The 14,327-nt window shown below is 70.4% G+C and carries 13 protein-coding genes and 1 pseudogene; 12 read left to right on the top strand and 2 right to left on the bottom strand.

Annotated elements, in window-relative coordinates; translation table 11 throughout:
- Positions 1–399: 399 nt before the first annotated feature.
- Positions 400–846, bottom strand: a pseudogene (locus tag OG570_RS44915) (B-4DMT family transporter); the annotation flags it as partial.
- 103 nt (positions 847–949) lie between these two features.
- Between OG570_RS44915 and OG570_RS44910 the strand changes: the two are divergent.
- The 3 genes from OG570_RS44910 to nusB are packed head-to-tail and all read left to right on the top strand — an operon-like array spanning position 950 to position 3,100.
- Positions 950–2,026: a M24 family metallopeptidase gene (locus OG570_RS44910; RefSeq protein ID WP_326954731.1), complete on the top strand. Its 1,077-nt coding sequence runs from the start codon at positions 950–952 to the stop codon at positions 2,024–2,026.
- A gap of 55 nt (positions 2,027–2,081) precedes the next feature.
- Entirely contained in the window at positions 2,082–2,645 is a 564-nt protein-coding gene (gene efp / locus OG570_RS44905; protein WP_326947804.1) for an elongation factor P, read from the top strand.
- Complete coding sequence (gene nusB, locus OG570_RS44900) at positions 2,645–3,100, top strand: transcription antitermination factor NusB (protein WP_326947807.1); 456 nt, start codon at positions 2,645–2,647, stop codon at positions 3,098–3,100. The genes efp and nusB overlap by 1 nt, the downstream gene beginning before the upstream one ends.
- 97 nt (positions 3,101–3,197) lie before the next feature.
- On the opposite strand, the gene bldD is transcribed toward nusB, so the two are convergent.
- Positions 3,198–3,686 carry a transcriptional regulator BldD gene (gene bldD / locus OG570_RS44895; RefSeq protein ID WP_020422358.1) on the bottom strand — a complete coding sequence of 163 codons (489 nt, stop codon included), beginning with the start codon at positions 3,684–3,686 and terminating at the stop codon, positions 3,198–3,200.
- A 249-nt stretch (positions 3,687–3,935) separates the two neighbouring features.
- Between bldD and pyrR the strand changes: the two genes are divergently transcribed.
- Genes pyrR through pyrF form a run of 9 tightly spaced genes read left to right on the top strand, consistent with a single transcriptional unit; the run spans position 3,936 to position 14,316 of the window.
- On the top strand, positions 3,936–4,538 hold the full coding sequence (gene pyrR, locus OG570_RS44890) for a bifunctional pyr operon transcriptional regulator/uracil phosphoribosyltransferase PyrR (RefSeq protein WP_326954730.1): 603 nt from the start codon (positions 3,936–3,938) through the stop codon (positions 4,536–4,538).
- The gene (locus tag OG570_RS44885) at positions 4,535–5,482 is read left to right on the top strand and encodes an aspartate carbamoyltransferase catalytic subunit (RefSeq protein ID WP_326954729.1); all 948 of its coding nucleotides are present in this window, start codon (positions 4,535–4,537) and stop codon (positions 5,480–5,482) included. The genes pyrR and OG570_RS44885 overlap by 4 nt, the downstream gene beginning before the upstream one ends.
- Complete coding sequence (locus OG570_RS44880; protein ID WP_326954728.1) at positions 5,479–6,765, top strand: dihydroorotase; 1,287 nt, start codon at positions 5,479–5,481, stop codon at positions 6,763–6,765. Before OG570_RS44885 ends, OG570_RS44880 begins: the two co-directional genes overlap by 4 nt.
- Positions 6,765–7,259 (top strand): PH-like domain-containing protein, encoded by a 495-nt coding sequence (locus tag OG570_RS44875; protein ID WP_326954727.1) that lies wholly within the window; start codon positions 6,765–6,767, stop codon positions 7,257–7,259. The genes OG570_RS44880 and OG570_RS44875 overlap by 1 nt, the downstream gene beginning before the upstream one ends.
- A complete protein-coding gene (carA, locus tag OG570_RS44870) occupies positions 7,256–8,377 on the top strand; it encodes a glutamine-hydrolyzing carbamoyl-phosphate synthase small subunit (protein WP_326954726.1) in 1,122 nt (373 codons plus the stop codon). The genes OG570_RS44875 and carA overlap by 4 nt, the downstream gene beginning before the upstream one ends.
- Positions 8,374–9,534: an AAA family ATPase gene (locus OG570_RS44865; protein ID WP_326954725.1), complete on the top strand. Its 1,161-nt coding sequence runs from the start codon at positions 8,374–8,376 to the stop codon at positions 9,532–9,534. Before carA ends, OG570_RS44865 begins: the two co-directional genes overlap by 4 nt.
- Positions 9,531–10,142 (top strand): DUF4276 family protein, encoded by a 612-nt coding sequence (locus tag OG570_RS44860; RefSeq protein WP_326954724.1) that lies wholly within the window; start codon positions 9,531–9,533, stop codon positions 10,140–10,142. Before OG570_RS44865 ends, OG570_RS44860 begins: the two co-directional genes overlap by 4 nt.
- A complete protein-coding gene (gene carB, locus OG570_RS44855; RefSeq protein WP_326954723.1) occupies positions 10,142–13,456 on the top strand; it encodes a carbamoyl-phosphate synthase large subunit in 3,315 nt (1,104 codons plus the stop codon). The genes OG570_RS44860 and carB overlap by 1 nt, the downstream gene beginning before the upstream one ends.
- Positions 13,453–14,316 (top strand): orotidine-5'-phosphate decarboxylase, encoded by an 864-nt coding sequence (gene pyrF, locus OG570_RS44850; RefSeq protein ID WP_326954722.1) that lies wholly within the window; start codon positions 13,453–13,455, stop codon positions 14,314–14,316. The genes carB and pyrF overlap by 4 nt, the downstream gene beginning before the upstream one ends.
- Positions 14,317–14,327 lie beyond the last annotated feature (11 nt).

Genomic DNA, 14,327 nt, shown 5'->3' with positions numbered 1-14,327 from the left:
GGCGTCTGCCTCGCCGGGGCGGCCGCGGCTGGGTCGCCCGGCTTGAGCATCGGCGGTTTCGGCAGCACCGGATTCGATGGTGCTGGGGTCTGCCTCGCCTTGGTGGCCGGGCCGTGGGCGGCTGGCTTGCGTGCCCGCGGATTCGGCAGCACCGGACTCAGTGGTGCTTGCCTCGCCACGGCGGCCCCGGCTGAGCCGAGAGAGGCGAGGCGCGCTGCCGGACTCGGCGGAATCGGCTGGGACACGGCTGAATTGCGTGGTCTCGGCTTCTGCATCGCCAGGTCGACCGCGGCCCGGCCGCGGGCGGCGGGGAGCGTCGGCGGACTCGTCTGGCCGCGAGCGGCCGGAGCGAGCGACGACCGGTTCGGCATCGGCGGATCCAGCGCGACCGGATCGAACGCGGCGGGAAGCGGCAGCGGGCTCGACCGCGTCGGACTCGGCGTCCTCAGGCTGCGTGCGGCCACCGATACGCCCGCCGACGAACAACCCCAGCCCGGCCGGGATCAGCACCAGCAACGCCGAGAACGCGGCGCCGCCCGTCAGTGCGCCGCCCAGTTCGGAAACGCCCGTCTGGTCCACGAACACCGCGCGCCCGATGACGTACAGGATCCCGGCGACCGGGCCCGCGATCAGCGCCGAGATGAACCAGACTTTCCCGCGCTCGGGCAGGTCGCGCCAGGCGTCCAGAGCGCTCCACAGCGCGGCGGCCCCGACGAGGACGGCGAGGGCGATCGAGATGACCAGCGTCTGGTCCGTGGGGTGGTAGACCGCGTACTTGGCCAGCAGGGTGATGGCCGCGCCGTGCAGCACCGCCATCCCGAGTCCGCGCAACACCCAGGCACTCATCCTGCGGATTCTAGGCCGCCTACTGGCGAGTCGCTTAGCGGCCGGCGCGAGGCCGGGGACGGAACCGACGAAGGTCCCACCCCGCCCCCACTAGGGTGGGGAAGTGCCTGAAACCCATGGACGCCGCCGCGCGGCGCTGCGGGACTCGCTCACCGACGCGGGCCTCGACGCGCTGCTGGTCACCGACCTGCTGAACATCCGCTACCTCACCGGGTTCACCGGTTCGAACGCCGCCGTGCTGCTGTACGCGGGCGGCGACGACAAGACGCTCTTCTGCACCGACGGCCGCTACACCACCCAGGCCGCCGCCGAGGTGCCCGACCTCGAGACCGTCGTCGACCGGGCGAGCGCCGCCGCGCTCGTCAAGGGTGTCGCTAAGGACTGGAAGGTCGGCTTCGAGAGCCAGCACGTGAGCGTCGAGGAGTACGAAGCCTTCCGGACGCACGCGGACCTCGTCCGGACCCCCGGGCTGATCGAGGCCCTGCGGCTGGTCAAGGACGACGCCGAGGTCGAGGCGCTGCGGCAGGCGTGCGCCGCGGCCGATCGCGCGCTCGACGACCTGGTGGCCACCGGCGGCCTGCGGCCCGGGCGGACCGAGCTGGACGTGGCCCGCGACCTGGAGAACCGGATGCTGGAGCACGGCTCGACCGGGCCGAGCTTCGCCTCGATCGTGGCCACCGGCGCGCACTCGGCCATCCCGCACCACCGGCCCACGCACGCCGAGCTGAAGCGCGGCGACTTCCTGAAGCTGGACTTCGGCGCCACCGTCGACGGCTACCACTCGGACATGACCCGCACCTTCGTCCTCGGCGAGCCCGCGGACTGGCAGCGGGAGGTCTACGACCTCGTCTACACCGCGCAAGCGGCCGGGGCCGCCGCCGTCGCGCCGGGCGCCGTGGTGTCCGAAGTGGACGCCGCGGCGCGGAAGGTGATCGCGGACGCGGGTCACCGCGAGCACTTCGCGCACGGCCTCGGACACGGCGTCGGCCTGCAGATCCACGAGGCGCCCAGTCTCGCCGCCACGGGCGTCGGTACACTGTCCGCCGGTATGGCGGTCACCGTCGAGCCCGGCGTCTACCTCGCGGGGCGCGGTGGCGTGCGCATCGAGGACACGCTCGTCGTGCGGGCTGGGGAACCCGAACTCCTCACCCTGAGCACCAAGAACCTCGTGGTCGTCTGACGGCGGCCCCGAACCGAAGATCGACCCGAAGATCGACACAGGAGACTGCAAGCTCGTGGCCACGACCAACGACCTGAAGAACGGGCTCGTCCTCAACCTCGAGGGCCAGCTGTGGACCGTCACCGCGTTCCAGCACGTGAAGCCGGGCAAGGGCGGTGCCTTCGTGCGCACGACGCTCAAGCACGTGCTCACCGGCAAGGTGGTCGACAAGACGTTCAACGCGGGCACGAAGGTCGAGACGGCCACGGTGGACCGCCGGAACATGACCTACCTGTACAAGGACGGCCAGGACTTCGTGTTCATGGACGGCGACACCTACGACCAGATCACCGTGCTGGCCGCGGTGGTCGGCACCAACGCCGACTACATGCTGGAGAACACCGAGGTCCAGGTCGCGGTGCACGAGAACGAGGCGCTCTACGTCGAGCTCCCGACCTCGGTCGAGATCCTCATCCAGCACACCGACCCGGGCCTGCAGGGCGACCGCTCCACCGGCGGCACCAAGCCGGCGACGCTGGAGACCGGCGCGGAGATCCAGGTCCCGCTGTTCCTGTCCACCGGCGAGAAGATCAAGGTCGACACCCGCGACGGCCGTTACCTGGGCCGCGTCTCCAGCTGATGCCGACGTCGAAGCCCCACCCGAACCGCGGCGGCGCGATCAGCCGCAGGCAGGCGCGCCGCCGTGCCGTGGAAATGCTCTACGAGGCCGCGCAGCGCGACACCGATCCGGTGACGCTGCTGGCCGACCGCGTCGGCGCGACCGAGGTCGACCCGATCGGGGACTACACGATCAGCCTGGTCGAGGGCGTCACCGCCCGGCGCGCGCAGATCGACGAGCTGCTGGCCGAGCACGCGCAGGGCTGGACCGTGGAGCGGATGCCGAAGGTCGACCTCGCGGTGCTGCGGGTCGGGGTTTACGAGCTGCTCTGGGCCGAGGACGTGCCGGACCCGGTCGCGATCGACGAGGCCGTCGGCTTGGCGAAGGAACTGTCCACGGACGACTCGCCGCGCTTCGTCAACGGCGTGCTGGGCCGGATCGGCACGATCGCCGACCGCCTGCGCGCGGTGCTCTGACGGAAGAACACTGGTGTGCTGATGCCCCCCGACGGCTCAGTGAGCGTCTCCGGTGCCCCACCGGGGAACGCTCACTGCGTCGGCAGCACACAGTGGATCAGTCTTCTTTGGCGGGACGGGCCTCGGGCGGGAGGACACCCCAGTCGATGAGCTGCTCGGTCAGCTCGCCCGGCGTCATGTCGTAGATGATCGCCAGGGACCGCAGGTCCTCGGTCCGGATCGAGAGCACCTTGCCGTTGTAGTCGCCGCGCTGGCTCTGGATGGTCGCCGCGTAGCGCGCCAGCGGGCCGACCTTCTCCGCCGGCAGCTGCTGCAGGCGCTCCAGGTTGATCACGATCTTGGTGGCGGGCTCCGCGCCGGACGGGACCCGGCCCTCGGGCAGCAGCTCGACCACCGGTACGCCGTAGAAGTCGGCCAGCTCGGCCAGCTTCTGCACGGTGACGGCACGGTCGCCACGCTCGTACGAGCCGACGACGACGGCCTTCCAGCGCCCACCGGACTTCTGCTCGACCCCGTGCAGGGACAGGCCCTGCTGCTGGCGGATCCCGCGGAGCTTGGCCCCGAGCGCCTTGGCGTAATCGCCCATCTGGTCGTTCTCCGTTCTTCACCCCTCTCCCGGTCGGGGTGACCGGTCCAGGGGACTCTGAGAGTCGAATACTCAGAGTAATGGTTACGCATTGTTGTCACCAGGTCAAGCAGCAGCTTGTCGCGAATCACGCCACACCACCCGTAAGGCTGAGCAAAGTGCCTGCTACTGTCGGTGCGAAAGCCCCGACCAGCAGGGGAACAGACGTCCTTTAAGGACCCGTCCGGTGAGGCGGGGAAGGAGTCCGCAGTGTCGTCACGACCCCGTGACGCGGCTGGTTCGGCCGGGGAGCGCGAGCTCCTGACGGCCGGCGACGTCGCGCGCACGATCGCTCGAATGGCCCATCAGGTCATCGAAAAGACCGCGAACGGTGCGGAAAGCACTACCCCGCCCGTGTTGCTGGGAATTCCCACCCGCGGCACCCCCCTCGCGACCCGCCTCGCCGACAAGATCGGCGAGTTCTCCGGAGTCCGCCCGCCGACCGGCGCCCTCGACGTCACCCTCTACCGGGACGACCTGCGCCGCCGCCCGCCCCGCGCGCTCGAGCAGACGCAGCTGCCGCCCGGCGGGATCGACGACCGGGTGGTGATCCTGGTCGACGACGTCCTGTTCTCCGGCCGCACGATCCGGGCCGCGCTCGATGCCCTCCGTGATCATGGCCGCCCCCGCGCGGTGCAGCTGGCGGTGCTCGTCGACCGAGGTCACCGTGAGCTGCCGATCCGCGCGGACTACGTCGGCAAGAACGTGCCCACCGCCCGCACCGAGGGCGTGTCCGTCCTGCTGGCGGAGATCGACGGCCGCGACTCGGTGCTGCTCCGCGCAAGCGAAGAAGTCCCTGGAGAAGATTCGTGAAGCACCTGCTCGCCACGGACGGGCTCGACCCGGCGCTGGCCACGGCCGTGCTGGACACGGCCGACGAGCTGAAGCACACGCTGCTCGGCCGCGAGGTCAAGAAGCTGCCGACGCTGCGCGGCCGCACCGTGATCACCCTGTTCTACGAGAACTCGACGCGCACCCGGGTGTCGTTCGAGATCGCCGGGAAGTGGATGAGCGCCGACGTGATCAACGTCTCGGCGTCCAGCTCCTCGGTCAACAAGGGGGAGTCCCTGCGGGACACGGCGCTGACGCTGGCCGCCGCGGGCGCCGACTGCGTGATCGTCCGGCACCCCGCCAGCGGCGCGGCCCAGCGGCTGTCGGAGTGGCTGGCCGAGCCCGGCACGTCGGTGGTCAACGCCGGCGACGGCACCCACGAGCACCCGACCCAGGCGCTGCTCGACGCGGCGACGCTGCGGGAGCGGCTCGGGTCCTTGAAGGACCGTCGCATCGCGATCGTCGGCGACGTGCTGCACAGCCGCGTCGCCCGCTCGAACCTGCACCTGCTTTCGGCCCTGGGCGCGGAAGTGGTGCTCGTCGCGCCGCCGACGTTGCTGCCCTACGGCGTCGAAAGCCTGCCGGTGACCGTCTCGCACGACCTCGACGCCGAGCTGCCCGCGGTCGACGCGGTGATGATGCTGCGGGTCCAGGCCGAACGGATGGCTGGCGGGGGTCCAGGGCAGAGCTTTTTCCCGTCGGCGCGCGAATATTCGATCGCCTACGGCCTTTCGGAACGGCGGCAGAAGCTGCTGCCGGACCACGCGGTCGTGCTGCACCCCGGCCCGATGCTGCGCGGGATGGAGATCGCGAGCGCGGTCGCCGACTCCCCGGCCTCGGCCATCACCGAACAGGTCCGCAACGGCGTGCACGTCCGGATGGCGGTCCTCTACCACCTCTTGGCCAGTGAAGGAGCCGCCGCGTGAGCACCCTGATCAAGGGCGCCCGCCCCTACGGCGAGGGTGATCCCGTCGACGTCCTCGTCGAGGACGGCGTGATCACCGCGATCGGCGCCGTGGACGTCCCCGAAGACGCCGAAATCATCGAAGCCGCGGGCCAGGTTCTGCTGCCGGGCTTCGTCGACCTCCACACCCACCTGCGTGAGCCCGGCCGTGAGGACACCGAGACGATCGACTCCGGTTCGGCCGCGGCGGCGCTCGGCGGCTACACCGCCGTGTTCGCCATGGCCAACACCGACCCGGTCGCCGACAACGCCGTGATCGTCGAGCACGTCTGGCGGCGCGGGCAGGAGGTCGGCCTGGTCGACGTCCACCCGGTCGGCGCCGTCACCGTCGGGCTCAAGGGCGAGCGGCTCGCCGAGCTCGGCACGATGGCCGCGTCGCAGGCGCGGGTGAAGGTGTTCTCCGACGACGGCCTCTGCGTCGCCGACCCGCTGCTGATGCGCCGCGCGCTGGAGTACTCGACCGCGCTGGACGTCGTCATCGCGCAGCACGCCGAGGAGCCGCGGCTGACCGTCGGCGCCCAGGCGCACGAGGGCGAGCAGGCCGCGCGGCTCGGTTACACCGGCTGGCCCGCCGCGGCGGAGGAGTCCATCGTGGCGCGCGACTGCCTGCTCGCGCTGCACGCCAACGCGCGGCTGCACGTCTGCCACGTGTCCACTTCGGGCACCGCGGACGTGCTGCGCTGGGCCAAGGACCGCGGCACGAAGGTGTCGGCCGAGGTCACGCCCCACCACCTGCTGCTCACCGACGAGCGCCTGGCCACCTACGACCCGGTGAACAAGGTGAACCCGCCGCTGCGGACCCGATCGGACGCCGAGAAGCTGCGGGCGGCGCTGGCGGAGGGCGTCATCGACTGCGTCGCCACCGACCACGCCCCGCACGCGGTGCAGGACAAGGACACGGAGTGGGCGGCCGCGCGGCCGGGCATGCTCGGGCTGCAGACGGCACTGTCCATCGTGGCCGAGACCATGGTCCGCACCGGGCTGCTCGACTGGCGCGGCGTCGCCCGCGTGCTGAGCGAGCGGCCCGCCGAGATCGGGAACCTGGCCGACCACGGCCGGCCGATCGCGGTGGGCGAGCCGGCGAACCTGGCCCTGGTCGACCCGGACGCCGAGTGGACGGTCCGGGGTGCCGAGCTGGCCAGCATCGCGGCCAACACCCCGTACGAGGGAATGCGGCTGCCCGGCGTGGTGACCGCGACGCTGCTGCGCGGGCGGGTCACCGCCCGGGACGGGAAGATCTGCTGATGGAACGCCTGTGGCTGGTGCTGGCGATCGTCGCCTTCTTCCTGCTGTGCCTGTGGGGCATGTACCTCGGCTGGCGCCGCAAGGCGCGCTCGCAGAGCGTGCGGGTGCCGCCGTTCGAGCAGATCCCCGCCGAGCCCGGCGAGGTCCTGCTCGAATCGACCGGGGTCTACATCGCGACGACGATCGCCGGGGAGTGGCAGAACCGGGTCGTCACCCGCGGTGCCGGCCTGCGCTCCGGCGCGGTCTGGCGGCTGCACGAAAGCGGCGTCGCGGTCGAACGCGGCGGTGCCCCCGACTTCTGGATCCCGCGTGACGTCGTCACCGGGGTCCGGCAGGACTCGAAGATCGCCGGGAAGGTGATGGGCACCGACGCCCTGCTGGTCATCACCTGGCGCGCCGGCGAAACCGAGCTCGACACCGGGTTCCGCGGTGACGAACTCGACGACTATCCACACTGGATCGAAGAGCTGAAGATCAAGGGAGGTGCCCAGTGAACGCGCGCGCTCAGGCCGCACTGGTGCTCGAAGACGGCCGGGTGTTCCGCGGCGCGGCGTACGGCGCGCGGGGGCGGAGCCTCGGCGAGGCGGTGTTCTGCACCGGGATGACCGGCTACCAGGAGACGCTGACCGACCCGTCCTACCACGGGCAGATCGTGGTGCAGACCGCACCGCAGATCGGCAACACCGGCTGGAACGACGAGGACGACGAGTCCTCGAAGATCTGGGTCAACGGCTACGTGGTGCGCGACCCCGCGCGCACGCCGTCCAACTGGCGCTCGAAGCGCACCCTGGACGACGAGCTGGTGAACCAGGGGATCGTCGGCATCGCCGAGGTCGACACCCGCTCGCTGACGCGCCACCTGCGCGAGCTCGGCGCGATGCGCGCCGGGGTCTTCTCCGGTGACGCGCTGGGCACCGTCGAGGAGATGGTCGCCGAGGTCCTCGCGAGCCCGAAGATGGAGGGCGCCGACCTGGCCGGCCAGGTCTCGACGCCGAAGCCGTACGTCGTCTCGCCTCCCGGTGAGACGCGCTTCCGCGTCGTGGCGCTGGACCTGGGCATAAAGTCCAACACCCCGCGCCAGATGGTCAAGCGGGGCATCGAGGTGCACGTGCTGCCCTCGTCCGCGTCGCTGGAGGACGTCCTGGCGGTGGAGCCGGACGGCGTGTTCCTCTCCAACGGCCCGGGCGACCCGGCCACCACGGTGCACGCCACCGAACTGACCAAGCAGGTCCTCGGCCGCGAGATCCCGCTGTTCGGCATCTGCTTCGGCAACCAGGTCCTGGGCCGCGCGCTCGGCCTGGGGACGTACAAGATGCGCTACGGCCACCGCGGCATCAACATCCCGGTGATCGACGTCGTGACCAAGCGCGTCGCGATCACCGCGCAGAACCACGGCTTCGCCCTCGAAGGCGAGCCCGGGCAGCGCTTCGAGTCCCCCTTCGGCGCGGCCCAGGTAAGCCACTACTGCGCGAACGACGGCGCGGTCGAGGGCCTGCGGGCGTTCGACGTCCCGGCGTTTTCGGTGCAGTACCACCCCGAAGCGGCGGCCGGCCCGCACGACGCCGCCCCCCTGTTCGACGATTTCGTGACGCTCATGGAGAAGCGGTCGTGACCCTCACGACCGGCATCGAGCGGCTCCGGATCCGGAACTACCGGGTACTCCGGGACATCGAGCTGGACGGCCTGACGCCGGTGACGGCGTTGCTGGGCCCGAACGGCAGTGGCAAGTCCACGGTCTTCGACGCGCTGGACTTTCTCGCCGAGTCATTCCGCGGTGGGCTCCGCACAGCGTGGGAGGAGCGCGGGGGTGCGGCCGACATCGTCACCCACGGTGCGGCCGGGCCCGTCGAGATCGAATTGACGTGCAACGTCGAAGGTGCGATGGGCGAATATCGGCTGGTCATCGAGCACGAAGATGACGAGCCGGTAGTGGCCGAGGAGAAGCTGACTTGGCGGCCAGCGGGCGCCGAGGCGCCTACTGAGGCGCTGGACATCCGGGGTGGCACCGGCAAGGTTGCCGGTCTGGGTGCGATCGGGGAGCAGCTCGTGCTGGCCACCCCGGATCTGCTCGGTGTGAGTGTGGTCAGCCAGCTCGCCACTGCGGCCGAGGTTGGCAAGTTCCACCGGTTCATAGCCGAGATCGGCCTCTCGGACCTGAATCTCGACGCGATGCGCAACGGAGCGAAGGACGACAAGACGTCCCGGCTCAAGCCGGACGGCCGAAACGTGGGGGCCATCGTCCAGCGCCTCCGTGCCGGGCTTCCCCGGGAGTGGGAGGACCTTCGGGCTTCGCTGCGGAGGTACGTCCCGGGATTCGAAGACATCGAACCGTTCCAGCAGGGCAACGGCGCCTGGATCGTCCGGCTGCGCGAGCAGGGCAAGGAAGACCTCATCGCTCCGGACAACATCTCCGACGGCACGCTGCTGCTGCTCGGCTACCTGGTGGCATTGCGCACGGACACGTCGGTCCTCCTACTCGAAGAACCGGAGAACCAGGTCCACCCCCGGCTCCACTACTCGCTCGCCGAAGACGCGCGCGGTGCGCGCGCCGACCAGGTCATCGTCGCGACTCACGCGCCTCGCTTCGTCGATGCGTTGCGACCGGACGAGGTCTGGACGTTCGCCCGGGGACACGATGGCTACGCAGAGGTCAAACGAGCCTCCGACGAAGCGGCCGTCGTCCGCATGGTCGAATCGGGCGGAGCGCTCGGCGACCTGTGGACCGAGGGGTACTTCCGGTTCGGTGACCCGCTCGGGGAGCGCCCGTGACCGTTCTCGCCCCCTGCCGCCTCGAAGTGCTCGTCGAGGAACCGTCCGCGGAAGAGGCGTTGAAAACTCTTCTCCCGAAGATCGTTCCCGGTGTCGCCTTCGAGATCATTCCCTTCAACGGGAAGAGCGATCTGCTGCGCAAGCTGCCTGTCCGGCTCCGGGACTACACGTACTACTGGGCCGAAACAGGTCTGCGGATCGTGGTCCTGCTCGACCGGGATGACGACGACTGCGCCGAGCTCAAGAACCGTCTTGTCGAGATCGCGCACGAGGCGGGGTTGCCCGCTGACGCGACGCTGTTCCGCATCGTGATCGAGGAACTCGAAGCGTGGTTTCTCGGCGACGTGCCCGCGCTGCACGCGGCCTACCTCAAGGTGCCTCCGAGCCTGGGAAGCCAGACGAAGTTCCGCGACCCGGAGAACGTCTCCGGCGGTGCGTGGGAGGGCTTGGAGCACGTGCTGCAGAAGCACGGCTACCACCGGAAGGGCCTCCAGAAGGTCCGGGCGGCGAGCGAGATCACGCCCCACATGGACATCGAGAACAACCGATCCAAGAGCTTTCAGGTCTTCCGCGACGGTCTGCGGCGCCTGGTGAAAGAAGGAAACTGATGCCGAAGAGGACGGACATCCAGCACGTGCTGGTGATCGGCTCCGGGCCGATCGTGATCGGGCAGGCCGCGGAGTTCGACTACTCCGGTACGCAAGCCTGCCGGGTGCTGCGCAGCGAAGGCCTGCGCGTGTCCCTGGTGAACTCGAACCCGGCCACCATCATGACCGACCCCGAGTTCGCCGACGCGACCTACATCGAGCCGGTGACGCCGGATTTCGTCGAGAAGGTCATCGCGGTGGAGCGGCCGGACGCGATCCTGGCCACCCTCGGCGGGCAGACGGCGCTCAACTGCGCCGTCGCGCTGCACGAGCGCGGGGTGCTCGCCAAGTACGGCGTCGAGCTGATCGGGGCCGACATCGACGCCATCCAGCGTGGCGAGGACCGGCAGAAGTTCAAGAACATCGTCGCCGAGGTCGGTGCCGAGACCCCGCGAAGCCGCGTCTGCACCACGATGGACGAGGTGCGCGACACCGTCAAGGAGCTGGGTCTCCCGGTGGTGATCCGGCCAAGCTTCACCATGGGCGGGCTCGGGTCCGGCATGGCGCACACGCCCGCGGACCTGGAGCGGCTCGCGTCCACCGGCCTCGACGAGTCGCCGGTCACCGAGGTGCTCATCGAGGAGAGCGTGCTCGGCTGGAAGGAGTACGAGCTCGAGCTGATGCGCGACCGCAGCGACAACGTCGTGGTCGTCTGCTCGATCGAGAACGTCGACGCGATGGGCGTGCACACCGGCGACTCGGTCACCGTCGCGCCGACCATGACCCTGACCGACCGCGAGTACCAGGTGATGCGCGACGTCGGCATCGACGTGCTGCGCGCGGTCGGCGTCGACACCGGCGGCTGCAACATCCAGTTCGCGATCAACCCGGAAGACGGCCGGATGGTCGTCATCGAGATGAACCCGCGGGTGTCGCGGTCGAGTGCGCTGGCGTCGAAGGCGACCGGCTTCCCGATCGCCAAGATCGCCGCGAAGCTCGCCATCGGCTACACGCTCGACGAGATCACCAACGACATCACCAAGGCGACCCCGGCGGCGTTCGAGCCGACGCTGGACTACGTCGTCGTCAAGATCCCGCGGTTCGCCTTCGAGAAGTTCCCGGGCGCGGACCCGACGCTGACCACGACGATGAAGAGCGTCGGCGAAGCGATGTCGTTCGGCCGCAGCTTCCCCGAGGCGCTCGGCAAGGCGATGCGGTCGATCGAGACCAAGGCCACCGGGTTCTGGACGCTGCCCGACCCGGAAGGCGCCACGCTGGAGTCCACTTTGGACGCTCTGCGCGTGCCGCACGAGGGCCGGCTCTACGAAGTCGAACGCGCGCTGCGCCTGGGCGGCACCGTGCAGCAGGTGCACGAGGCCTCCGGCATCGACCCGTGGTTCATCGACCAGATCGCGCTCATCGGCGAGGTGGGCGCCGAAGTCCGCGACGCGCCCGTGCTGGACGGCGACCTGCTGCGCCGCGCCAAGCGCACCGGCCTGGCCGACCGCCAGATCGCCGCGCTGCGCCCGGAACTGGCCGGCGAGGACGGCGTCCGCGCGCTGCGCCACCGCCTCGGCGTGCGGCCGGTGTTCAAGACCGTCGACACCTGCGCGGCCGAGTTCGCCGCGAACACGCCGTACCACTACTCGGCCTACGAGTCCGACCCCGAGGCGCAGACCGAGGTCGCGCCGCAGACCGAGAAGCCGAAGGTGCTCATCCTCGGCTCCGGCCCGAACCGGATCGGCCAGGGCATCGAGTTCGACTACTCCTGCGTGCACGCGGCGATCGCGTTGCGGGAGGCCGGGTTCGAGGCCGTCATGGTCAACTGCAACCCGGAAACCGTGTCCACCGACTACGACACCTCCGACCGGCTGTACTTCGAGCCGCTGTCCTTCGAGGACGTCCTCGAGGTGGTGCACGCCGAGCAGGCGTCCGGCACGGTCGCCGGCGTGATCGTCCAGCTCGGCGGCCAGACCCCGCTCGGCCTGGCCAAGCGCCTCGCGGACGCCGGGGTGCCGGTGGTCGGCACGCCGCCGGAGGCGATCCACCTGGCCGAGGACCGCGGCGCGTTCGGCGAGGTGCTCAGCGAGGCCGGGCTGCCCGCGCCGCGCTACGGCACCGCGACGTCGTTCGAAGGCGCGAAGCGGATCGCCGACGAGATCGGCTACCCGGTGCTCGTGCGGCCGTCCTACGTCCTCGGCGGGCGCGGCATGGAGATCGTCTACGACGAGCAGACCCTCGCCGGCTACATCGGCCGCGCCACCGAGATCAACCCCGAGCACCCGGTGCTCGTCGACCGGTTCCTCGACGACGCCATCGAGATCGACGTCGACGCCCTCTACGACGGCGAGGAGCTCTACCTCGGCGGCGTCATGGAGCACATCGAGGAGGCCGGGATCCACTCCGGCGACTCGTCGTGCGCGCTGCCGCCGATCACGCTCGGGCACACCGACCTCGAAGCCGTCCGCCGCTCCACGGAGGCGATCGCGCGCGGTGTCGGCGTCCGCGGGCTCCTCAATGTCCAGTACGCGCTCAAGGACGACGTCCTCTACGTCCTGGAGGCCAACCCGCGCGCGTCGCGGACGGTGCCGTTCGTGTCGAAGGCGACGGCGGTGCCGCTGGCCAAGGCCGCCGCGCTGATCATGACCGGCTCGACGATCAAGGACCTGCGCGGCAGCGGCGTGCTCCCGGCCGAGGGTGACGGCGGCCGGATGCCGGCCGACTCGCCGGTCGCGGTGAAGGAGGCCGTGCTGCCCTTCCACCGCTTCCGCACCCCCGAAGGCCACGGCGTCGACTCGCTGCTGGGCCCGGAGATGAAGTCCACCGGCGAGGTGATGGGCGTCGACGTCTCCTTCGGCAAGGCGTTCGCCAAGTCGCAGAGCGCGGCCTACGGTTCGCTGCCGACTTCCGGGCGCGTGTTCGTGTCGGTCGCCAACCGCGACAAGCGCTCGCTGGTGTTCCCGGTGAAGCGCCTGGCGGACCTCGGGTTCGAGATCCTCGCGACGTCCGGCACCGCGGAAGTGCTGCGGCGCAACGGAGTCGCCTGCACGGTGGTGCGCAAGCACTACGAGGGCTCCAGCGAGGCCGAGCCGAACATCGTCGACCTCATCCTCGCGGGCGGTGTCGAGATGGTCATCAACACGCCGTACGGCAACAGCGGCCCGCGGATCGACGGCTACGAGATCCGCACCGCCGCGGTGTCGCGCGACATCCCGTGCGTGACCACCGTGCAGGGCGCCGCGGCGGCCGTGCACGGCATCGAGGCGCTGATCCGGGGCGACATCGGGGTCAAGTCCCTGCAGGAGCTGCAGGCGGCGCTGAAGGCGAAGTCGTGAGCGCCCAGGAGCGGTTCGGGGCGCGGCTGGCGAAGGCCGTCGCGGCCCGCGGTCCACTGTGCGCCGGGATCGACCCGCACCCGGGCCTCATCGAGGCCTGGGGACTCCCGGTGGACGTCTCGGGCCTGGAACGGTTCGCGCTGTCCGCCACCGAGGTCCTGGCGGCGCACACGGCGATCGTGAAGCCGCAGTCGGCGTTCTTCGAAAGTTTCGGCGCCGCGGGTGTCCGGGTGCTGGAACGGGTGGTGGACACGGCGCGCGAAGCCGGCGCGCTGGTGCTGCTGGACGTCAAGCGCGGCGACATCGGCTCCACGATGGCGGCCTACACGGCGGCGTACGTGGCCGACGGCGCGGCCATCGCGGCGGACGCGATCACCGTTTCGCCGTACCTCGGGTTCGGCTCTTTGGCCCAATGCGCGGAGACGGCGGTGTCCGCGGGGCGCGGCGTCTTCGTGCTTGCGCGAACTTCGAACCCGGAAGCGGCGGCCGTGCAGAACGCGCGGCTGCCCGACGGACGCACCGTGGCACAGGGAATCGTCGATTCCGCGGCGGCGTTCAACGACGGAGCGGAGCCGTTCGGCGATGTGGGTGTCGTCGTCGGCGCGACGGTTTCGCCGGGCGAACTCGATCTCTCGCGGCTCCACGGACCCGTGCTGGCGCCCGGTTTCGGGGCCCAGGGAGCCACTGTGGCCGATTTACGGGCCGTCTTTGGTGATACAGCCGGGGCTGGACTGCCTGGAGTGCTGCTACCTGCATCGTCCCGTGACCTGCTGCGTCACGGACCGGAGCAACCCGCTTTGCGCCAAGCGGTCGAACGTGTCGCCGAACTGCTGGCCGACCCGCAGGAAAACGGCCAATAGCAGGCCTCGGA

Origin of the sequence: Amycolatopsis sp. NBC_01286 (assembly GCF_035982555.1) — a bacterium.
Lineage (GTDB): Bacteria > Actinomycetota > Actinomycetes > Mycobacteriales > Pseudonocardiaceae > Amycolatopsis.
This window is presented reverse-complemented; position numbering and strand designations above follow the sequence as displayed.